Origin of the sequence: Cupriavidus neocaledonicus (assembly GCF_000372525.1) — a bacterium.
GTDB classification, from domain to species: domain Bacteria; phylum Pseudomonadota; class Gammaproteobacteria; order Burkholderiales; family Burkholderiaceae; genus Cupriavidus; species Cupriavidus neocaledonicus.
In genome coordinates this window covers 12,685-33,262 of record NZ_AQUR01000078.1, presented here as the reverse complement: position 1 = coordinate 33,262, position 20,578 = coordinate 12,685, and the positions used below count along the sequence as shown (strand labels likewise).

At 61.5% G+C, this 20,578-nt stretch carries 17 protein-coding genes and 3 pseudogenes; 15 read left to right on the top strand and 5 right to left on the bottom strand.

Annotated features, from left to right (window positions below):
- Positions 1 to 171: 171 nt before the first annotated feature.
- The 4 genes from A3AG_RS31425 to A3AG_RS0105845 form a co-directional block, all read right to left on the bottom strand.
- Positions 172 to 1,227, bottom strand: a complete 1,056-nt coding sequence (locus tag A3AG_RS31425; protein WP_018004524.1) for an AI-2E family transporter — start codon at positions 1,225 to 1,227, stop codon at positions 172 to 174.
- A 230-nt stretch (positions 1,228 to 1,457) separates the two neighbouring features.
- Positions 1,458 to 3,050 carry a TerC family protein gene (locus A3AG_RS0105855; RefSeq protein WP_018004523.1) on the bottom strand — a complete coding sequence of 531 codons (1,593 nt, stop codon included), beginning with the start codon at positions 3,048 to 3,050 and terminating at the stop codon, positions 1,458 to 1,460.
- Positions 3,051 to 3,135: 85 nt separating this feature from the next.
- The gene (locus tag A3AG_RS0105850; protein WP_026163982.1) at positions 3,136 to 4,515 is read right to left on the bottom strand and encodes a sensor histidine kinase; all 1,380 of its coding nucleotides are present in this window, start codon (positions 4,513 to 4,515) and stop codon (positions 3,136 to 3,138) included.
- Complete coding sequence (locus tag A3AG_RS0105845) at positions 4,508 to 5,200, bottom strand: response regulator (protein WP_018004521.1); 693 nt, start codon at positions 5,198 to 5,200, stop codon at positions 4,508 to 4,510. The genes A3AG_RS0105850 and A3AG_RS0105845 overlap by 8 nt, the downstream gene beginning before the upstream one ends.
- A gap of 87 nt (positions 5,201 to 5,287) precedes the next feature.
- Between A3AG_RS0105845 and A3AG_RS0105840 the strand changes: the two genes are divergently transcribed.
- The 5 genes from A3AG_RS0105840 to A3AG_RS0105820 all read left to right on the top strand — a co-directional run bounded on the left by A3AG_RS0105840 (position 5,288) and on the right by A3AG_RS0105820 (position 12,210).
- The gene (locus tag A3AG_RS0105840; protein ID WP_035847985.1) at positions 5,288 to 6,451 is read left to right on the top strand and encodes an efflux RND transporter periplasmic adaptor subunit; all 1,164 of its coding nucleotides are present in this window, start codon (positions 5,288 to 5,290) and stop codon (positions 6,449 to 6,451) included.
- A complete protein-coding gene (locus A3AG_RS0105835; protein WP_018004519.1) occupies positions 6,448 to 9,570 on the top strand; it encodes an efflux RND transporter permease subunit in 3,123 nt (1,040 codons plus the stop codon). The genes A3AG_RS0105840 and A3AG_RS0105835 overlap by 4 nt, the downstream gene beginning before the upstream one ends.
- Complete coding sequence (locus tag A3AG_RS0105830) at positions 9,567 to 11,195, top strand: efflux transporter outer membrane subunit (RefSeq protein ID WP_081610696.1); 1,629 nt, start codon at positions 9,567 to 9,569, stop codon at positions 11,193 to 11,195. The genes A3AG_RS0105835 and A3AG_RS0105830 overlap by 4 nt, the downstream gene beginning before the upstream one ends.
- Positions 11,196 to 11,310: 115 nt before the next feature.
- Entirely contained in the window at positions 11,311 to 11,652 is a 342-nt protein-coding gene (locus A3AG_RS0105825) for a hypothetical protein (RefSeq protein WP_018004517.1), read from the top strand.
- A gap of 33 nt (positions 11,653 to 11,685) precedes the next feature.
- Positions 11,686 to 12,210, top strand: coding sequence for a DUF4142 domain-containing protein (locus tag A3AG_RS0105820; protein WP_020384436.1), 525 nt, complete (start codon positions 11,686 to 11,688; stop codon positions 12,208 to 12,210).
- Positions 12,211 to 12,395: 185 nt separating this feature from the next.
- Here A3AG_RS0105820 and A3AG_RS34515 read toward each other — a convergent pair.
- Positions 12,396 to 12,560 (bottom strand): annotated as a pseudogene (locus A3AG_RS34515) (polysaccharide deacetylase family protein); the annotation flags it as partial.
- 253 nt (positions 12,561 to 12,813) lie between these two features.
- On the opposite strand from A3AG_RS34515, the pseudogene A3AG_RS0105810 reads away from it, so the two are divergent.
- From A3AG_RS0105810 to A3AG_RS0105765, 10 genes and pseudogenes are all read left to right on the top strand, one after another.
- A pseudogene (locus A3AG_RS0105810) lies at positions 12,814 to 13,036 on the top strand (arsenical resistance protein ArsH); the annotation flags it as partial.
- 483 nt (positions 13,037 to 13,519) lie between these two features.
- Positions 13,520 to 14,484, top strand: a pseudogene (locus tag A3AG_RS31420) (chromate resistance protein ChrB domain-containing protein).
- A 49-nt stretch (positions 14,485 to 14,533) separates the two neighbouring features.
- Complete coding sequence (locus A3AG_RS0105800) at positions 14,534 to 15,712, top strand: chromate transporter (RefSeq protein ID WP_026163980.1); 1,179 nt, start codon at positions 14,534 to 14,536, stop codon at positions 15,710 to 15,712.
- A gap of 22 nt (positions 15,713 to 15,734) precedes the next feature.
- Entirely contained in the window at positions 15,735 to 16,322 is a 588-nt protein-coding gene (locus A3AG_RS0105795) for a superoxide dismutase (RefSeq protein ID WP_018004512.1), read from the top strand.
- A 63-nt stretch (positions 16,323 to 16,385) separates the two neighbouring features.
- The gene (locus A3AG_RS0105790) at positions 16,386 to 16,844 is read left to right on the top strand and encodes a chromate resistance protein ChrB domain-containing protein (RefSeq protein ID WP_018004511.1); all 459 of its coding nucleotides are present in this window, start codon (positions 16,386 to 16,388) and stop codon (positions 16,842 to 16,844) included.
- A 33-nt stretch (positions 16,845 to 16,877) separates the two neighbouring features.
- Positions 16,878 to 17,504, top strand: coding sequence for a hypothetical protein (locus A3AG_RS0105785; RefSeq protein WP_018004510.1), 627 nt, complete (start codon positions 16,878 to 16,880; stop codon positions 17,502 to 17,504).
- Positions 17,505 to 17,551: 47 nt separating this feature from the next.
- Complete coding sequence (locus A3AG_RS0105780) at positions 17,552 to 18,472, top strand: DUF1259 domain-containing protein (RefSeq protein WP_018004509.1); 921 nt, start codon at positions 17,552 to 17,554, stop codon at positions 18,470 to 18,472.
- A 246-nt stretch (positions 18,473 to 18,718) separates the two neighbouring features.
- Positions 18,719 to 18,859, top strand: coding sequence for a hypothetical protein (locus A3AG_RS0105775; RefSeq protein ID WP_167332261.1), 141 nt, complete (start codon positions 18,719 to 18,721; stop codon positions 18,857 to 18,859).
- Between the two features lie 71 nt (positions 18,860 to 18,930).
- The gene (locus A3AG_RS0105770) at positions 18,931 to 19,200 is read left to right on the top strand and encodes a metal-sensing transcriptional repressor (protein ID WP_018004507.1); all 270 of its coding nucleotides are present in this window, start codon (positions 18,931 to 18,933) and stop codon (positions 19,198 to 19,200) included.
- A gap of 11 nt (positions 19,201 to 19,211) precedes the next feature.
- On the top strand, positions 19,212 to 20,552 hold the full coding sequence (locus tag A3AG_RS0105765; protein WP_018004506.1) for an MFS transporter: 1,341 nt from the start codon (positions 19,212 to 19,214) through the stop codon (positions 20,550 to 20,552).
- Positions 20,553 to 20,578: the final 26 nt, after the last annotated feature.

The following is a 20,578-nucleotide window of genomic DNA, read 5'->3' as shown; positions in this document are numbered from 1 at the left end:
GCGCGGCTGTCCGCTGGCCTCGCGCTCGCCCAAGTAGCGCGCGACCGCGTCCCGGGCGGACAGCCCTTCGTTACGTAGCGCCGCCAGCGACGGGGCATCTGGATAATCCGGCGAATACACGGGGGCGGTCGGCGCGATGGCTGTCTGGCCCATTTTTATGTGTTTTCGCTGTTATCGCCTTACCTCCGGAGCGGCATACACATGCCCATGCTCCAGGAAGTTGTCCACATACAGTGTTCGAACTATTGTCATGGCCACCACCATCATCGGGGTGGCGAAAAGCACACCGACAATCCCGAAGAGCGCGCCGAAGACGACCGCAGACAGGATGCTGAGCACTGGCGGCAACTGGACTGCCCATTTCTGAACCATTGGCATCAGCAAGTGCCCTTCGATTTGCTGAATGCCGACGCACAGCAAAGCCACGTAGAGCGCAGCCTGCGGTCCTTCCATGAATGCAAGCAGGACAGCCAGCAGCCCGCCTGCAATGGCACCGAAAAATGGAATGAACGCCAGCAGTCCGGAGATAACGCCCACGGCAAGCGGCAGAGATATACCGAGCGCCCACAGCCCTAAGGCAGTGGCGCACCCTACAAAGGCCATCGAAAGGGACTGTCCCAATAGCCAACGCCTCAATGCTTCAGCACTTTCGACCATTGCACTATCGATCGGTTTTCGATAAGGCAATGGCATTAATCGAACGAAACCTTTCCTGTACATGTTCGGCGCAGCGGCCAGGTACATGCCCATGACGATGATAAGCGCAGCGTTGCCAAGCAGCCCCAATGTAAGGCCGGCAACACCGGCAAGGCGAGCCCAGGGGACACCATCCGAAGTGGTGTCCTGCCACACCTGTAAAGCCAATTGGCCGACACGGTTGGCATGCATCCAGCCCAGCACTGCGCGTGAGGCGAATGGCAACCTCTCACGCAGCTTAGCGAGTTGCTCGGCAAGCGGCTCTCCCACAAGCCAGCCAATTGCGCAGAGTGCGGTGGCGACGAGAAGCACACCCGCTAAAACGCTCCACCGCTCGGGTATATGCAGGCGCCCGTGCATCAGTGTTGCGAGGGAACGAAGGGCCACAGCAAGCACAATCGCGCCAAACGAAACAACTAGAAGATCGCTCAGCCGCCATAATAGCGCTAAAAGCCCCACGAGGATCAGCGTCACGAGTAGGCGCTGGGCGAAGGGCGTGGCGCCTGGCGCTTGTCGCTGTTTTTCTTCCATGTCATCTTCCGTTTAGATCTTAACAGCGGCGGCACATAGCCGTTGAAATGTGGCCTGAAGATGCGTCATGGTTGCTGACGCCTGTAGATAAAAAGGCGACGGACCGTAAGCATGCAACACGCAAGCATATCCTCGCTCTCCACGCTGAAGCCATAACATGGACCGCCGGCAGTTTCCCCATGAATATTAAGTCCCGTGTAGCCTAGGCCAGCGGTGCCCCTGCAGCGTAGTTAGTGATTGCCATGGTCGCCACGAAGGTTTGAAACCGAGGCTTCGCCCAATTCTCGGCCTACATACTGAACGTCAACGCGATCGATCCGCCGGTCCGAGACTTGTTCGACGGTGAAACGATACCCCTTCATGTCGAGCACCATTTGTGGCGTTGGTACCATCCCGAAGTGCTTTAATAGCAGGCCACCGAGCGAAGAGAAGCTGCCCGCCGAGCTTGCCCACGCGGGGTCAAGGCCGAGCGCATGCGCCACGGCATGGAGGTCGGCTGAGCCGTCCATGATCCAGCGTCCATCCGCGACCATCGTGATGGTGGCGGTTTCGTCTTCATCTGGAAACTCGCCTGCAATAGCTTCGAGAATATCGATGGGGGTGACAAGACCGACGAGTGCGCCATACTCGTCGGTGACCAGTACGAGCTGGCCACGCGAATCCCTCAGAGTGTCAATCAATCGGAGCATGCCGATGGACTCATGCACGATGATCGGCTTACGCAGGTTTGCAGCTTCATCGATGGCGCCCTTCTCGATCAAGTCGCCAATCAAGTCCTTGCCGCGTGCGATGCCGAGAACGTTATCCACTTCCCCGCGGCATACCGGGAAGAAGCTATGCGGCGCGTCGAGAATCTGCTTGCGAAGCGTGTCGCGGTCAGCTTCGATATCCAGAAACGAAATGTCCGCGCGGGGTGTCATCACGGAGCGCACGGAACGCTCGGCCAATGTCAGCACACCGCTCACCATGCTGCGCTCTTCGGGGGCAAAGGGCAGCGTATCATTGGCCACGGGCATATCATCCTGGGTGCCAGGATTATTGGTACGGCGACCGCCCAGCAACCTGAGCACAGCGTCGGCGGTGCGCTGCCGCATGGGCAGTCCCGCCAGATGGCGCAAGAAATTGCGCCGGGCGAGCTGATTAAGCCCTTCGATCAGCACCGAAAACCCGATCGCCGCATACAGGTAGCCCTTTGGAATATGGAAGCCAACCCCTTCGGCAACGAGGCTCAACCCGATCATCAGCAGGAAACTGAGGCACAGCACCACCACCGTCGGATGCGCATTGACGAAGCGTGTCAGCGGCTTGGAGGCCAGCAGCATGACCCCCACGGCAATCACGACAGCGGCCATCATCACCGTCAGGTGCTCGACCATGCCGACTGCCGTGATGACTGCATCCAGTGAAAAGACTGCGTCTAGAATGACGATCTGCGTGACCACCATCCAGAAGCCCGCGTAGGCTGTCTTCCCGCTCTCAGCGTGCGGCATGCCCTCCAGCCGCTCGTGCAGTTCGAGGGTGGCCTTGAACAGCAGGAAGATCCCCCCAAGCAGCAGAATCAAGTCCCGGGCGGAGAGCGACAGCGGACCGATCGAGAAGAGCGGCTTCGTCAGGGTGATGAGCCAGGACATCACCGACAACAAGCCAAGACGCATCAGGAGCGCGAGTATCAAGCCGACAACCCGCGCTTTGTCCCGCTGGTTAGGGGGGAGCTTGTCCGCAAGAATCGCGATAAAAATCAGATTATCGATGCCGAGAACGATCTCGAGCACAACCAGCGTGACCAAGCCGATCCAGATTGAAGGGTCCGTCAGCCATTCCATGGTGGGGTATCAGTGTTGGGTAGGTGAAAACGAATAGCAATCGCGGGATTGGCGCTTCCTGCCGCATGTCCCGTAGGTGGCACGGTCATGCCCCAAAAACGATTTCGATTCTGGCGCCCCTGCCATGTGGATTATCCCGGATGCGCACGCTGGCGTCGTGCCGTGCCGCAATCTCGCGGGCGATGGCCAGCCCGAGGCCACAGCCATCGCCACTGCTTCCTGGACGTCGGTAGAAGCGCTCCAGGACCATCTGCCTTTCCTCCATTGGAATGCCGGGTCCATCGTCGTCCACAGTCAAAACAACAGGCGAGGTTTTCAGCCCAAGCGTTACGACGCTGCCGGCGCCGCCGTAGCGGATGGCATTGTCGACCAAATTGCCAATCAATTCGCGCAACAACAGCGGCTCGGCCTCAATGGTAACGCCACGCTCTGGTCCGTCGTAACCCAGATCCACGTGATGGGCGATCGCAGTATCCGCCCACTGTTCCAGTTCCTCGCGCGCGAGTTCGGCGAGATCCACCGTGACCATCCGCAGCATCGGCTCGCCCGAACGTTCCGATCTGGCCAGCGTCAGCAACTGGTGTGCGAGATGCCGTGCGCGCCTGACCGCCGTCAGGACATGAGATAGAGCCTCACTACGTTTTGCCGCGTCACGCTCACGCAACGCACGCTCGGTCTGGACCTGCAGCGTCGTTAGCGGAGTCCGAAGCTGATGCGCGGCATTTGCCGTGAAACGGCGCTGTGTATCCTGCGCCTCCGCGAGTTTGGCAATCAGCTGGTTGAGCGAATTCAACAGCGGCTTCAGTTCGGTGGGCGCGCGGTCCAAGTCCGCAACTGGCACCAGGCCGTCGGGCTCATAGCGCGCGAGGTGGCTGGCGATGTTGTCCACAGTGCGTAGTCCCGACGTCACCGCGTACCAGACTGATGCGCCGGCCAGCAACAGGATCAGCACTTGTAGCGGCACAGCGAACCAGAGGATTTCCGCCACGATGGACTTTCGCTTGCGCTTGGTTTCGGCGACTTGAATGACAAAGCCTACCGAGTCTGCCGTCGGCCGGTCGAGGAGAATGGCCACAATCTTCGTCCGATAGCCGCTAACCAGCCCTTCGTAGAAGCGAGGCTTGCCGGCAATCAAGCCATCTGGCGGAGGCGGAAACACCGCGCTGCCAAAAATCAGGCGGCCTTCCCGTGACCTTACTTCCTCAAAAATGCGGTCAACGCTGTCCCACTCGAACATCTCGATGGCTGGCTTAGGCAAGTCCAGTACGGCTTTTCCTCCGTCCAGCCTGACTTGCTGCGCCAAGGTCATGGCCGAATCGTACAGCCAGCGGTCATAGACGACCGACCCGATATGACGCGCAAGCCAGAAAGCGCCTAGGGAGCCAATGAGCACCACGAGGAACAAAGGAATCCAAAGGCGTGCCAGCAGGCGATGCCGCAGACTGTAGCCTTGTGATCTATCCACGGGAGACCTGCTCCAGCCGGTACCCCAGGCCGCGCAGCACGCGAATGCTCACCTGCGCGTCCGCATCGTCCAGCTTGCGTCGCAGGCGGCTCACAAATACCTCGATCGTCGACGGATTGGTTTCCTGGTCCGATGTATAGAGCGACTCAATCATTTGCTCTTTGCTGACAACGCGGCCCGGCCGCCGCAGCAACAGTTCCAGCACTGCCAGTTCGCGCGCGGTCAGGGCAAGCTCACGGCCTCGCACGAATACCGCTTTGGCTGCCGGATCGAATTCGATCGTTCCGAAGCTAGGCATGGCGATGGCTGAACCGCCTCGGCGAAGCAGCGCACGGAGCCGGGCTTCCAGTTCGCCCAACGCGAACGGCTTCGACAAGTAGTCGTCCCCACCGGCATCCAGGCCGCGAATCCGGTCATGCAAATCGTCCCGAGCCGTCAGAATCAGCACCGGTGCCGTCACACCCTGCCGCCGCAAGCGACGTAGCACATCGATACCATCCTCATCGGGCAGGCCGAGATCCAGGATCAGCAATTGATACGGGGTGGTGCGGCAGGCATCCACTGCAGCCTTCCCCGTGTGTACGGCGTCGGCGGCGTAATTCGATTGCGCCAGGCTGTTGACCAGCCCATTGGCCAGTTCCAAATCGTCTTCGATCAGCAATAAGCGCACGGCGCGGGTCAGCAAGGTTCAGGAAAGGTTACTCGGTTAACTTTACGGCTTTGCTGCGCGGATGAAAACCCCAGGCGGTCTGTGCCCCAATCTGGAAACTGTATGAATAAGAAGTTGGCCCTGATGGCCTGCTTGGTGCTTTCCGGCGCCGGCATTGTGGCATGGATTGCCTGGACCTCCCGTACGGCAGATTCTCCGGCTAAAGTTGCCGCTCCATCTCCCCGCAACAAGCCGGATACCGTCAGTTATCCAGTCGGCGCGCCCCAACTGACGATGATCGAGTCCCGCACCATCCCCGCGTCTCCCATCCCGCTGTCGGACCCATTGAGTGCGCGCGTAGCTTATGACGAAGACGTGACCGCCCGCCTCGGAGTGGGGTTCTCCGGGCGCATCGTCGCGATCAAGGCGGCGCCAGGCGACATGGTCAAGGCCGGCCAGGTCCTCGCCGAGATCGATTCCTCCGACTTCGGCAGCGCGTACGCGGATCTGAACAAGGCCCGTGCCGACGAGCAGCGTAAGAGGCTGGTGCTGGAGCGTGCGAAAGCACTGGGGCCGGGCGAGGGGATTGCGGCCAAGGATCTGGAAGCCGCACAGGCGGACTATACCGAAGCTCGGGCGGAGACGGCACGCGCCGAGCAGCGCCTGAAGAACCTCAACCCGCACGGCTTTGCGGTCCGCGGACAACGCGTCAGCCTGGCCAGCCCGATCAACGGCGTAGTCACAGAACGTACGGCAACGCCGGCATTGGAAGTGGGTTCCGGGCTGTCAGCGCCGCTGTTTGTCGTCACCGACACCAAACGATTGTGGTTGATGATAGACATTCCGGAAAAGCTGCTCGGCCGGATGAAGGTGGGTGGCGAAGTCACGGTCGAGACCGATGCTTTCCCCGACGAGCGCTTCCGTGCGAAGATCGTGCAACTCGGACAGTTGATGGATCCCAACACGCGCCGAGCCACTGCGCGGGCGCGTCTGGACAATGCCTCGGGCAAGCTGCTGCCCGAAATGTTTGTGCGCGCCTCGGTGCTCGAAGACAGTGGTGCCGGGGTGCGGGTGCCCAATACCGCGATTGTCAACCGCGGCGTGCATGCGTTCGTCTTCGTGCAGACGGCGCCGGGCGAGTTCCTGCGCCGGCAGGTGAAACTGCTGACCCGAGGCAGCGATTCCAGTTACGTAGGGGAAGGGCTGCAGGGTGGTGAACGCGTCGTCGTCAAGGGCGCGTTGCTGCTCGACGCAGAACTGACGGCCCGTGCAGGCGACAAGCCATGATCGACCGGCTGATCGTTTTCGCGCTGACCCAGCGCGCGTTCGTGCTCGTGCTGGTCGCGGCACTGGTCGGCTTTGGCGGCTATGCGCTGTCGAACCTGCCGATCGAGGCCTTCCCCGACGTGCAGGACGTGCAAGTGCGCGTCATCTCGCAACTGCCGGGGCAGGCCCCGGAGGATATGGAACGCGCGGTGACCTTACCGATCGAGCGCGAGGTGGCCGGCATCCCCCGCCTGACCAATGTCCGTTCGGTCACCATGACTGGCCTGTCCATTGTCACGCTGACGTTTGCCGAGGACACCGACAACTACTTCGCGCGCCAGCAGGTCACGGAGAAACTGTCAACGGTGACATTGCCGGCCGGCGTGCAGCCGCAACTGGCGCCGCTGTCCACGGCCGTTGGCGAGGTGTACCGCTATACCATTGAGGCGCCGGGAATGTCAGACGCCGAGATCCGGACGCTCCAGGACTGGACGATACGGCCAGTGCTGCGCATGACGCCGGGGGTTGCCGACGTTGTGAGCTTCGGCGGCGCGATCAAGGAATACCAGATCGAAGTCGATCCTCTCGCACTGCGCAAGTACCAGATCACGCTGGACCAGGTCAGCCAGGCGATCGCCAAGGGTAGCGGGAGCGCCGGCGGTGGCTTGATGCGGCAAGGCGATGCATCGCTCGTTGTGCGCGCGGCAGGATTGTTCGCCAATCTCGACGACATTCGGCGCATCGTCATCACGGCGCGCGCCGGGCGGCCCATTACCGTGGGCGACATTGCCGCCGTGCGCGAAGGCGAGCGTCCACGTTTCGGCATCGTGGCAACAGGCCAGCGGGACAGCATTGTCGAAGGCATCGTATCGATGACCAAGGGTGGCAACCCCTCCAAGATCAATGCGGCACTCAAAGAGCGCATCGCGCAACTGGAGCCCAGACTGCCACCAGGCGTCAGGATCGTGCCCATCTATGACCGCACCGAGCTCGTTCGCCACACCGTCACCACCGTGGCGGAGAATCTTGTGGTCGGCGCGCTGCTGGTCATTGCCGTGCTGGTTGTGTTTCTTTCGAGCTGGCGCGCAGCGCTGGTTGTGGCCACGGTCATTCCGCTGGCGTTGCTGTTTGCGTTCATTCTGATGAACGCGCGCGGCGTGTCGGCCAACCTGATTTCGCTCGGCGCCGTCGACTTCGGGATCATCATCGACAGTGCGGTCGTTATCGTGGAGGCGCTGATGGTGCGGCTGGCGGTCAGGTCCGCGCAGGATGCCAACCCCGCTGACGCGCGCAGGCACCGCTTGCACGTGCTGCAGCGGACGATGGCCGATATGTCGCAGCCGGTGCTGTTCTCCAAGGCCATCATCATCCTGGCATTTGTGCCGATCTTCACCTTCCAGCGCGTGGAGGGCAAGATTTTCACGCCGGTCGCGCTGACGCTGACCTTCGCGCTGCTGGGCGCGGTGCTGCTCACCTTTACGCTGGTGCCGACGCTGCTCTCCTATGTCGTGCAGCGGCGCACGCTGGCCGAGAAACACAAACCATGGCTGGAATGGCTGCAACTTCGCTACCGGCAGCTGGTTGAGCGGACGATGGGCCGGGCAGGCGCAACGCTGTGGCTGTCTGCCATACCGGTAGTCATCGCCTTCTTGCTGGCGCCGCGGCTCGGCAGCGAGTTCATGCCTAAGCTGGACGAAGGCAACATCTGGCTGACCATCACGCTGCCCACCTCGGCCTCGCTGGAGACCACCAAGGAGGTCGAGCGGCTGGTGCGGGCAAAGGTCACCGCCTATCCGGAAGTGGCGCGCATCATCACGCAGGTGGGCCGTCCCGACGACGGTTCGGATCCCAAAGGTCCCAACAACCTGGAAAACCTGGTCGACTTGAAGCCGCGCAAGGAATGGCGGTTCTCGGACAAGAGCGAACTCGTCGCCAGCATGTCGGATAGCCTCGCCGCAATTCCGGGCATCACGACCAACTTCTCCCAGGTCATCCAGGACAATGTCGAAGAATCGCTATCCGGGTTCCGCGGCGAGATCGTCGCCAAGATCAGCGGCAATAACCTCGATATCCTGGAAGAGAAAGCGGCGCAGGTGGTCAGCGTGGTCCAGGGCATCCGGGGTGCCACCGACGTCGAGGCCACGCGTATCGGCGGGCAAACCGAGGTGGTCGTCACGCCCGACCGCACGCGCATGGCTCGCTACGGCATCACAATCGATGATATCAATACGCTGATGACACAGGCCATGTCCGGCCAGGCGATCACCACGTTCTTCGAGCAGGACAGGCGCTTTGATGTGGTGATGCGAATTGGAGAGAAAGACCGCAACAGCGCGGATGCGATCGGCAATCTGCAGTTGACGTTGCCGGACACGCAGGCCGGCAACGGTCCCGGCACGATCGCCCTCAGCGACGTAGCGACCATCGAGATTCGCCAGGGTGCTTCGCGCATCCTGCGGGAGTCGGGCTCGCGCAGCGTGATCGTGAAGATGAACCTGCTCGAACGCGACCAGGGCAGCTTCGTCGCTGAGGCCCAGGGCGCCGTAGCCGAGCAGGTCAAGCTGCCGCCGGGCTACGACCTGATTTGGGGCGGTCAGTTCGAGAACTCACAGCGTGCCGCCAAGCGCCTGATGGTAATCATCCCCCTCACGGTATTGCTGATCTTCTCCTTGCTGTTCTGGGCATTCCGCTCGGTCCGGCTGGCGGGCTTAGTGCTTGGCATGGTGCCGTTTACGCTCATCGGCGGATTGGCAGCGCTCGGGCTGGCCGGGCTGCACCTGTCAGTGTCCGCTGCGGTAGGCTTCATCGCCGTGGCGGGGATTTCGGTGCAGAACGGGGTCATTATGGTCGAGGAAGTGATGCAGCGCATACGTGAAGGCTCGCGCGTTGCGCAAGCGATCGTGGAGGGAGCGGCTATTCGCCTGCGCCCCATTCTCATGACCGCGTTGATGGCCGGCCTGGGCCTGCTTCCCGCTGCGTTGTCGCATGGGATCGGCAGCGAAACCCAGCGTCCGTTCGCCTGCGTCATCGTTGGTGGCATCGTGACCGGCACGATCTTCACGTTGCTGGTGCTCCCGGTGGCCATGAGCAGGTTTGGGAATTTTTCCGAGGCAGGTAACGAGGACGTAAGCGAGAAATGAGGTCAGTAACCGTTCACAAGGCATTCGTTGCCCGCTCAGCGACAAGATGCTGCGGCCATGTGCGGCGAACCGCCCACCTGGCCGTGATAGCCTTGCTCGCCGGATGCGCGGTGGGACCAGACTATGTGCGACCGGCCCTTCCTCCATCCCAGGGCTACGCCCCCGGGCCCATGCCGGCAGCCACGGCATCGGCGGCTGTGCCCGGGGGGGCCACGCAGCGATTTGTGCTGGAGCAGAGTATTCAGGCCGACTGGTGGGCGCTGTTCGAGTCGCCGCGACTGAATGCGCTCATCGAGAAGGCGTTCGCCGCCAATCCGAATGTCGAAGCGGCACAGGCGGCGCTGCGCGCTGCGCAGGAGAACGTGTACGCGCAGCGCGGCTTCTTCTTCCCGACCATCCAGGCCGGCTACACCCCATCGCGCACCAAGCTGGCAGGCAATCTCGGTGGCAACTCGCCCGGCATCCAGGGCAACGGTTCGGTCATCAGCACCTTCCAGGGCACGCCCGCCAGCGAGGGTGGCACGGCACCGTTCAACGGGCCCGTCATTTACAACTTCCACACAGCCCAGTTGACGGTCGGTTTCGTACCTGATGTGTTCGGCGCCAACCGCCGGCAGGTCGAGTCGCTGGAGGCGCAGGCAAAGGCCCAGCAGTTCCAGCTGGAGGCGACCAGGATTACGCTGGCGTCGAACATCGTCGCCGCGGCCATTCAGGATGCCTTGCTGCGGCAGCAGATCGCTACCACGACGGCAATGATCGATGCCAACGTCGCGATGGTGGAGCTCGCTAGCCGGCAACTCAAGGCAGGCTATGCATCGCGCCTGGATCTCGCGGTGCAAGAGAACGCCCTGGCCCAGGCCAGACAGCTGCTGCCGCCATTGCGAAAGCAGTTCGAGCAGAACCGGGATCTCATGCGCACGCTGATTGGCGCAGTGCAGGACGAAGAGGTGCCGGCATTCGAGCTCGGCGCCCTACGTTTGCCCGAAGAGCTACCATTGACTCTGCCCTCTCAGCTTGTCGAACAGCGCCCGGACGTCCGGGCCGCCGAGGCACTGCTGCAGGCCGCCAGTGCGGAGGTAGGCGTCGCGCGGGCGGCCCGGCTGCCGCAGTTTTCCATCGATGCGACGCTTGGCGGCGCCGCCAGCCATATCGGCCAGATGTTCTGGAACAGCGGCAAGTTCTTCGATCTGGCGCTGGGCATTACGCAGCCGCTCTTTGCCGGGGGCACACTGCTCCATCGCGAGCGAGCCGCCACTGAGGCGCTACGCCAGGCAGCCGCACAGTACCGGTCAACCGTGATCACCGCGTTTCAGAATGTGGCGGACACACTGCACGCCATCCAGACGGATGCCGAAGCGCTGCAAGCCGCAGCCGAGGTAACGGACACGGCGAAGACCGCGCTGGACCTGACGCAGCGTCAGCACCAGCGAGGCTACCTCGATCGCCTGGCGCTGATTGGCGCCCAGCAGACCTACCGCCAGGCACAGTTGAACCTCGCGCAGGCACAGGCCACCCGCCTTGGCGACACGGCAGCGCTCTTCCAGGCACTGGGCGGCGGCTGGTGGGACCGAGCATCCAATGAGCCGACCGTCGCCCAAACCACTGCCGACAGAGCCAACCCGTAATTCATGGTCTAGCATTTATGTAGGTGGATTAATTGCTCTGCCGACTCAAGTATCGGTGCCTTCTTGCATTGAGCTGCATTTGGCTAATTTACAGACAGCGAAACTGGAGCAAAGCGTGTATATCTCTATCCCGGAAAGCGGCGACGAATGGACGCCGGAACAGCACGCGAGCATCGCGCGATTTTTTCTCGATAAGGGCATCGAGCACCGGGATGCGGAGATGCTCGTATTGGCCCTGAAAGCAACACGGGAGGCGGTAGCCATGCTTTCGGGCCAGGATTGGCAAACCGGCGTCACGAATACCTTTGCGGTGCTACGCCAAATGGCACCAGTTCTACTGGCCGTGCATCGAGACGCCCTTGTGGCGAACGAATATTTGGAGGAGGCCGCCATGGTTGACGATGTTTTGGCCGAACTCGCGGGCCAACGAAGCGCTGCACAAGCCCGGCGAAACTAATACCAACTCAGGCCATTGGAGGGATTGGACTCGATGAAACTTGCAAATTTCGCCTGGGCCGTCGCCTTATTGATTCCGGCCGGGACGACGCTTGCTCAGGAAGCGGTCAACGATGCACAAATTGTCTCGATTGTACTCACAGCTAATCAGGTCGATATAGACGTCGGAAAATTGGCAAGAAGTAAGGCGTCTGCCAAAGATGTCAAGGAGTTCGCGCAACACATGATCGTGGATCATACCGGCGTTAATAATTCCGCTACCGCCCTCGTCAAAAAGCTGAAGGTAAAGCCCGACGACAATCCAACCAGCGCAAGCCTCAAGTCAGATGGCGACACAAACCGAAACAAGCTCAAAGGCCTTAAGGGAGCGGAGTTCGATAGCGCTTATATCGACAACGAGGTGATTTATCACCAAGCCGTGCTCGATGTCATGGACAAGACGTTGATTCCCGGCGCCAAGAATGAAGAGCTGAAATTGTTACTGGCGAAGATACGCCCCGCATTCGTGGCGCATCTTAAGCATGCCAAGACGATTCAAAGCTCGCTCGGCAAGAAGTGACGGATTTTGTCGGTAGCTTTCGGCGTGGTGACGGCCTGTGCGGCAACCCAACTTTGACATCGACCCCAAGTGCCCGGTTGACCGACCGCCCAATCGACTATTGGCAGCCGTCAACTCTGTAACGTGCTGCTGCCCCCTTAAATGCGTTATAGAGGAGCGACAACCCAGGATCTACTATCAAAGATTCAGGGCCAATACCCGCGCTTGTCTTCGCGCCGCGTCAGGCATTTCTGCAGAAACCGGAGAATATTGGTACCGCAATGCACGTGCACGCGCGGCAGGCCGAAGGGATCGTCATCGGCGCGCGCCAGCCCCCGCAGCGTCAACCTGGCGTTGTCGTAACCAGCCTCGCACACCCATTTCCCGGTGCCGCAGCCTGCTGCTCCCCATAAGGATCCCAAGCGTCTACACGAAACACAACGATCATCGCTGCAGCAGTGTCGGCAACTTGCATTCATGCTGGTGCGGCTGGTAGCACTGCGCCGGCCGCGCATCGCGCCCACCTTACGGCAGGCTACCGCGGAGGAGACCTCCGGGACGCGTCCGCCGACATGCCGCACCGAATTCTCCTCATCCCGAGTGCGCATCGAGGTGAGGCTCCTCGACGCGGACGGTCGCATGAAGCCGTCTTCCTACTATGGTCGACGTCATGGAGGAACTCTACAAATTTACGCTACTGGTCTGCGACAGAAGGCACTACCTGACCGATCGGTACAGCGAACGCAAGGAAGGTTCGCCGGGGGTAGCTACAGCGCTGGCCGTAGCTGCGATGGCCCATGAATTGGACGCCCAGGTCGGCGATACCGATAGCGGCGAAGTCGAATAACAAGTCAAGGAACGGGTGTGGCCCCGGAGCCAACCAGTAGCGTGCTTGCCAAGCTACGCCGGCAATGCTTGCAACGCCGGTGGCTCGAGATCTCCGCGTCTCGACACCGACGGTTTCGCTGCATTTAGTGCTGTGCTTTTCGCTACTGCGCTGCTCGGGCCGTTCGTTGGCAGGGTGATCAATCGCAGAGGCGTCAGTGTTGTGGGCACCTGTCTGGCAGGACTGGGTATTGCGTAAGGCGCTCTCGGGCTGATTGCCGCTTGCCCGATCCTTGGCATCGGTGTTCCGGGGTACGAGGCCGCGTTCACAACGCTGGTTGCGTTCGAATGCCATTGCCCATCCGGAGCCCATCACCGGCAGGTCTAACGCACATTGCTGACAGTGAGATATGGCAAATAAGGCATAAAACCATCATCGAAGCAGGAATTTTGTAGAGATATCTACATCATTGAAATGTGAGTTATGGACTTCTAACATGCGCTCATGACTGCAATCATCGATTCCTGGGTCCTGCTGGTCGTCACGCTACCAAACTCCGGCGCCACCGTCCGGATGCGGATCTGGCGCGCGATCAAGACAATTGGTAGCGCCGCACTGCGTGACGGCGCCTATCTCTTGCCTGCAGGCGATGAGCAGATTGCCCAGTTGCGCGAGTTGGCCGATGAGGCCCGGCAGGAAGACGGCCAGGCCTGGCTGTTGAATGTCCGCGCCGCGAATCCGGAGGAAGAGGCCGCTTTCCGCGCATTATTTGACCGCAGCGCTGACTACGCAGAACTGCAGGCTGCGCTGTCCGAAGCCCGCAAGACGCTCTCCGGCCTGAACAGTGTCGAACTCAACCGCCTGCTGCGTCGACACGGGCGCGCCTACGAAGCGATCCGCACGATCGACTTCTTCCCCAATGAGGCGTCGACCCGTGCCGAAGCCCAGTGGAATGACTTCAGCCGCGCCATCGAGACCACCCAGTCCCCGGGCGAACCGCACGCGCTCACGCGAACCATCGCACGGCGCGATCCCGCCCAGTACCAAGGACGGCTTTGGGCTACGCGCCGCCACCTCTGGGTCGACCGCGTGGCAAGTGCCTGGCTGATCCAGCGCTTTATCGATCCCCACGCCCGTTTTTCCTGTGGCTGGACAGTCCGGCCGAATGCCCGGACGATGCGCTGGGCTTCGATTTCGACAGCGCGACCTTCACACACGTGGGTGAGCGCGTTTCATTTGAAGTGCTGCTATCGAGCTTCGGCCTCGAATCCGACCGCGAACTCAGCCGACTCGGCACCATGGTTCATGCGTTGGACATTGGCGGCCTTTCGGTCCCGGAAGCCAGCGGCTTTGAAGCCATGCTGGGCGGTGCACGAGGGCGCCTGAAGGATGATGACGCCTTGCTGGCAGAAATCGGCACGGTGCTGGATTCGCTTTACGCACACTTCTCCACCCACAAGAGACCCTGACTTCAACCTTCTCCCAGGACCCGTTATGAGTCGCATGCAACAAGCCGGCATGACATCGCCGGAAATCTCGGAACGTCCTGCCTACACCCTCTGGCAGCTCGTGCTCTATTTCCTCCGCCTTGGCACCTTTGGCTTTGGCGGGCCGGTGGCGCTGGCCGGCTATATGCACCGCGACCTGGTCGAGCGGCGGGGATGGATCGCCGATGGCGACTACAAGGAAGGCATCGCGCTGGCACAACTGGCGCCCGGACCGATGGCGGCGCAACTGGCGATCTACCTCGGCTACGTCCACTACCGTGTCCTCGGTGCCACGCTGATCGGCCTGGCCTTCGTGCTGCCATCGTTCCTGATGGTGCTGGCGCTCGGCTGGTCCTACGTCCGGTTTGGCGGCCTCACTTGGATGCAATCGGTGTTCTATGGTGTGGGCGCCGCCGTCATCGGCATCATCGCCATCAGCGCCTATAAGCTGACCACAAAGAGTGTGGGCAAGGACAAGCTGCTGTGGGCAATCTACCTGGTGCTGGCTGCGGTGACCATTGTCACGGAGTCCGAAATCGCCTGGCTGTTCCTGGCAGCCGGCGTGCTTGCCTGGTTTTGGCGCGCCCCACCCAAATGGCTGCGCCAGAGCGGCGCCAATGCGCTGGTGGGAACGCAGGTGCCGGCCGCAAGCGGCCTGCTGAGCACGCTGGACTGGCCGCTGCTGACCCAGGTCGGTGTGTTCTTTGCCAAGGCAGGCGCCTTCGTCTTCGGCTCGGGTCTTGCCATCGTGCCCTTCCTCTACGGTGGTGTCGTGACGGAATACCAGTGGCTTAACGAAAAGCAGTTTGTCGATGCGGTGGCCGTGGCCATGATCACGCCCGGCCCGGTGGTCATCACGGTCGGCTTCATCGGTTACCTGGTGGCCGGCCTGCCCGGCGCCTGCGTGGCGGCACTGGCAACGTTCCTGCCCTGCTATTTGTTCACCGTGCTGCCAGCCCCTTACTTCAAGAAGTACGGAAAACTGCCGGGCATCCTGGCCTTTGTCGATGGCGTCACGGCGGCTGCGATTGGTGCCATCACCGGTGCAGTGTTCGTGCTGGCCAAGCGCTCGATTGTCGACGTGCCGACCATCCTGCTGGCGCTGGGCACGGTCGCGCTGCTGCTGAAATTCAAAAAGCTGCCTGAACCGGTCATCATCACCGGCGCCGCGCTGATCGGCCTCGCCGTTTATCCAGTGCTGCACCACTGAACCAAACGAACCAGGGGACACCATGAGCTACGAAATGAAACCGTTGGCATGCGATCCGGCCCGGCTTTCGGGACTGTCTGAGAAACTAATTGTCAGCCATTACGAAAACAACTATGGCGGTGCGGTGAAGCGGCTGAACGCGATCGCTGCGGAGCTCTCTGCACTCGACGTCGCCGCCGCGCCGGTCTTTGTGCTGAATGGCCTGAAGCGCGAAGAACTGATTGCAACGAATTCCATGATCCTGCATGAGGTGTACTTCGACAGCCTCGGCGACGGCAGCCTGGGCGGCGAGTTGGAAGCGGCGCTCGTGCGCGATTTCGGCTCTGTCGCGCGCTGGCAAGCAGAGTCCACTGCGATGGGCAAGGCGCTCGGCGGCGGCTCGGGCTGGGTGCTGCTGACTTACTCCCCGCGTGACGGTCGGCTCGTCAACCAGTGGGCTTCCGACCACGCCCATACCCTGGCTGGCGCGACGCCGATCCTGGCGCTGGATATGTACGAGCATTCCTACCACATGGACTATGGTGCGAAAGCTGCGGCCTACGTCGATGCGTTCATGCAGAACATCCATTGGGCAAGGGTCGCCGATCGCTTCGAAGGCGTGAGCAAGTAGTCGGGGACAATCCCGCCCGCCTAGATCTAGCCAACATCTCGACGAACCAGAGCGGAGACCGACATGAAATGGATTACCCGGGAGCGCCTCAAGATCGACCGCATCGCTTGCCCGTGGCTCATCGCCCGGTTCATTGACGAGACTCCGGAATTTCTCTATGTGCCCGCCGGTGACGTTTTGCACGTGGCAGACGAGACCGGCGCCATTCCCTATGACATCCCCGGCGTGGAGCTGTCGCATGTCGGTGAGCTGTGCAGCTTTGACGCTTTTCTGGACAAGTACCGCCTGGCTGATCCCGCCTTGCAGCAACTGGCGGAGATCGTGCGCGGCGCCGATACGCCGAAGCTCGACCTGACGCCGCAGTCCAGCGGGCTCTATGCGATATCCCTTGGCCTCTCGCGCGTGTTTGCCGACGATCATGAGATGCTCAGCCATGGCATGGTGATGTACGACGCCCTCTATGCGTGGTGCCAGCACTGCCAGGCCGAAACCCACCGCTGGCCGCCGAAGCTGCCTGCCTGAGCGCCGCGCTCATCATCATCGAGGAGTTGCAACATGAAGCCGATTCTCCTCATTGCATTCTTGCTGGGGACTGCCACACCGGCCATGGGGGAGACTATCCTGTTCAACCAGCAGCGCCCCGGCGTATTGCCCGCCGGCTGGGTGTACGGCGTCACGGGACATGGCAATCCGAAGTGGTCAATTGAACGCGATACGACGGGCCCAGACCTCAGCAACGTGCTCAGGCAATCCGGCGTCGGCGACTTCCCCTGGTGTGTGAAACAGGACGTTTCCCTGGCCGACGGCTTCGTGGAGGTGAGGTTCAAGCCTGTCGACGGCCGCGAAGACCAAGCAGGTGGCGTCGTCTGGCGCTGGAAGGACGGCAACAATTACTACGTCGCTCGGGCGAACGCTCTTGAGAACAACATTTCGCTGTATTACACCACGGGCGGACGTCGGCACACTATCCAGTATCGGGCGGCGCCCGTCGCCGCCCGGGTCTGGCATACGCTGCGCGTGGACTTTACGGGCAACCGTATCCAGGTGGCCTTAGATGGTAAGCGATATATCGACGTGGCCGACGGCCACATCGCCGGGACGGGGGCCGTCGGCGTCTGGACCAAGGCTGACAGCGTGACGCTGTTTGATGCGCTCTCGTTCGATGGCTCGCCGACCAGGTAAGCCCTGCCAGGCGCGGCGCCGATTCACTGAACGACGAGGAGTGGAACATGACAATGCCAAGACGATTCGCACTCGCGCTCCTTGCGGCGCTCAGCCTGCACGGTGTCTCCCAGGCACAGGTCGCACAGAGGCCCACGCTCGACACTGCACAGATCGAGCAGCTTACGGGCTTGAAGGGCACCTTTTCCAGAGAAGAGAATGTCTTCAAGGTATCGAAGCCTCGCGGCGATATCAAAGTCCAGGTGGACGGATGGACCATGCCGCCGTTCATGGGGCTAACCTCGTGGGCAGCGTTCACGCCGGCTACCAGCAATCAAGCAATGCTGATGGGGGACACCGTCGTCTTCGAAGACGAAGTCAATCCGGCCATGAGCGCGGCGCTTGACGCTGGCCTGGAAGTCACCGCGCTACATAATCATTTCTTCTTCGACCAACCCAAAGTGTATTTCATGCACATCGGGGGAATGGGCGACGTTGCCACGCTTGCCCGCGCGGTAAAGAAGGTCTACGACAAGATCGGCGAGATTCGCGCCGGAAATCCCACGCCGGCAGTAATGTTTGCTGGCCCAATCGCGAAGGAAAGCAAGATCAGCCCCGCGCCCCTGGAGGCTGTGTTTGGAACGAAAGGACAGGTCAACAACGGTATGTTCAAGATCGTGGTGGGGCGGCAAGCGAGCATGCATGGCATCCCGATTGGCAATGAAATGGGCCTTAATACATGGGCTGCATTTGCGGGCACCGACGGCGAAGCGGTGGTCGATGGCGACTTCGCGATGCTGGAAAGCGAGTTGCAGCCGGTCCTGAAGGCCATGCGTGCCGAAGGCATCAACATTGTGGCCATTCACCAGCATATGGCAAACGAGCAGCCACGCTACATGTTTCTGCACTACTGGGGAAAGGGCACTGCCTTGGCACTGGCGAAGGCAGTGAAGAAGGCATTGGATGCTGAGGCTGCCACGCAGAAATAGGCGATGCCGATCACCAGGGTCCGCGGCCGATCGAGTCAGGAGGCCAGCTGCCGCCGAATTGATAGCAGGTCGGCCCCTCCGCACGGTGTTTCCCGCTGCAGTCCGGCTGGACACCGCTCCTGGCTGGCCGCGCCGATGGCGTACGGCTAGGGCAGCACCCGCTGGTCGCCTGCGGCTTGCTGAAGATCCGCCTATGACCTCCCGATGCACACGTCGGGTCAAACGACTCAATTGCCCATTGTGGACTTGCTGGACTGGATCACCGCAGTGCTGGCCGCAATCATCGCGGTCGCGGCGCTGGAGTATCCGATCCATGGCGGTGGCGAAGAAGTCGACGAGGACGGTAAGAAAGCGGCGGATGATGAGGACCGCCAGCATCGTCAATAAGCTTCACCGCAGCCGGCCTTTCACTTGGACAGCAGGCATATGGTATCCTCCCCCCCAGGATTGGAGCCGCCATGTCGACGCACGCCACGCACCCCGAAATTATCAAGCGCCTCAAGCGCGCCGAAGGTCACCTCAGGCGCATCATCGGCATGCTGGAAGAGCAACGGCCGTGCGTTGAGGTTGCCCAGCAGCTGCAGGCCGTGGAAGCCGCGGTGGCGAGTGCCAAGAAAACGCTGGTCCATGACCATATCGATCATTGCCTTGACGACGCGATTCGCTCCGGCACCCGCAGCGCAGATGAGGCATTGCGCGAGTTCAAGACCATCAGCAAGTATTTTTAGGGATCGCAGTCATGCTGGATGTCTTGTCCAACCGTACGTATCGGCATCTGTTCCTGGCCCAGGTCATTGCGCTCGTCGGCACGGGCCTCGCGACTGTCGCCCTGGGGCTGTTGGCCTATGATCTGGCGGGTGCGAACGCCGGGAGCGTCCTTGGCACGGCCCTAGCGATCAAGATGGTGGCCTATGTCGGCATCGCGCCGGTCGTGGGTGCGTTTGCGAACCGGCTGCCGCGGCGGGCGTTCCTGGTGTCGATGGACCTGATCCGCGCCGGTGTCGCCCTATCGCTGCCATTCGTGACCGAAGCTTGGCAGATCTATATCCTCATCCTCTTGCTTCAATCCGCCTCGGCAGCGTTCACGCCGACCTTCCAGGCGACCATTCCCGACGTGCTGCCCGAGGAGAAGGACTACACAAGAGCACTGTCGCTGTCGCGGCTGGCCTACGACCTGGAGAGCCTAGCCAGCCCGGCGCTGGCCGCGGCGCTGTTGACGGTGATCGGCTTCCACTGGCTGTTTGCGGGCACCGTCGTCGGCTTTCTGGCGTCGGCTGCGCTGGTCATATCAGTGCGGCTGCCACAGTCCCGGGCCGTTGAGCGAACCGGGAGCATCTATGCCAAGACGTTTCACGGCATCTCGATCTACCTGCGCACGCCAAGGCTGCGCGGCCTACTCGCGCTCAATCTCGCCGCGGCGGCAGCCAGTTCGATGGTGATCGTGAATACGGTCGTCTACGTGCAGAGCAAGATGCAGCGGCCTAGCACTGATGTGCCGTTTGCGCTGGCGGCGTTCGGATGCGGTTCGATGCTGGTGGCGCTGCTGCTGCCGAAGCATCTCGACAAGCGGCCTGACCGCCCCGCCATGCTGGCCGGTGCGTCGATCATGGCGATAGGCCTATTTGCCGGCATCACGGTCGCCGGACTAGCGGCGCCAGTCGAATGGCCAGCGTTTCTCCTAACCTGGTTCGCAATCGGTGTTGGCTATTCGATGACGCTGACGCCCAGCGGACGGTTGCTGCGGCGCTCGGCAGGCTCTGCCGACCGTCCCGCAGTCTTCGCCGCCCAATTTTCGTTGTCACACGCCTGTTGGCTGGTCACCTACCCGCTGGCTGGCCAGCTTGGCGCCGCACTAGGCATGGCGCCGACCTTTGCCGTCCTGGCCGTCCTGACAGCGCTTGGTGTAATCATCGCCTGGCGGTCGTGGCCAGCCAAGGATCACGATGTTCTCACGCATAGCCACCCGGAGGATGAGGCGTTTGAAGAACATCTGGCTGAGGGCGAGCGCACGGGCAATCACAGCCATCGGCACCCATTTACGATTGATGATCTCCACCCAAAGTGGCCGAATCATCACTAGAACAGGCATCCGGCTCGCCATGATTG

Bases quoted from the DNA above. Each gene is read 5' to 3' on its own strand.
- A3AG_RS0105780 (WP_018004509.1), top strand. From the start codon at position 17,552: ATGACAATGCCAAGACGATTCGCACTCGCGCTCCTTGCGGCGCTCAGC.
- A3AG_RS0105785 (WP_018004510.1), top strand. From the start codon at position 16,878: ATGAAGCCGATTCTCCTCATTGCATTCTTGCTGGGGACTGCCACACCG.
- A3AG_RS0105820 (WP_020384436.1), top strand. From the start codon at position 11,686: ATGAAACTTGCAAATTTCGCCTGGGCCGTCGCCTTATTGATTCCGGCC.
- A3AG_RS0105830 (WP_081610696.1), top strand. From the start codon at position 9,567: ATGAGGTCAGTAACCGTTCACAAGGCATTCGTTGCCCGCTCAGCGACA.
- A3AG_RS0105795 (WP_018004512.1), top strand. From the start codon at position 15,735: ATGAGCTACGAAATGAAACCGTTGGCATGCGATCCGGCCCGGCTTTCG.
- A3AG_RS0105840 (WP_035847985.1), top strand. From the start codon at position 5,288: ATGAATAAGAAGTTGGCCCTGATGGCCTGCTTGGTGCTTTCCGGCGCC.
- A3AG_RS31425 (WP_018004524.1), bottom strand. From the start codon at position 1,227: ATGGAAGAAAAACAGCGACAAGCGCCAGGCGCCACGCCCTTCGCCCAG.
- A3AG_RS0105770 (WP_018004507.1), top strand. From the start codon at position 18,931: ATGTCGACGCACGCCACGCACCCCGAAATTATCAAGCGCCTCAAGCGC.
- A3AG_RS0105835 (WP_018004519.1), top strand. From the start codon at position 6,448: ATGATCGACCGGCTGATCGTTTTCGCGCTGACCCAGCGCGCGTTCGTG.
- A3AG_RS0105765 (WP_018004506.1), top strand. From the start codon at position 19,212: ATGCTGGATGTCTTGTCCAACCGTACGTATCGGCATCTGTTCCTGGCC.
- A3AG_RS0105855 (WP_018004523.1), bottom strand. From the start codon at position 3,050: ATGGAATGGCTGACGGACCCTTCAATCTGGATCGGCTTGGTCACGCTG.
- A3AG_RS0105800 (WP_026163980.1), top strand. From the start codon at position 14,534: ATGACATCGCCGGAAATCTCGGAACGTCCTGCCTACACCCTCTGGCAG.
- A3AG_RS0105790 (WP_018004511.1), top strand. From the start codon at position 16,386: ATGAAATGGATTACCCGGGAGCGCCTCAAGATCGACCGCATCGCTTGC.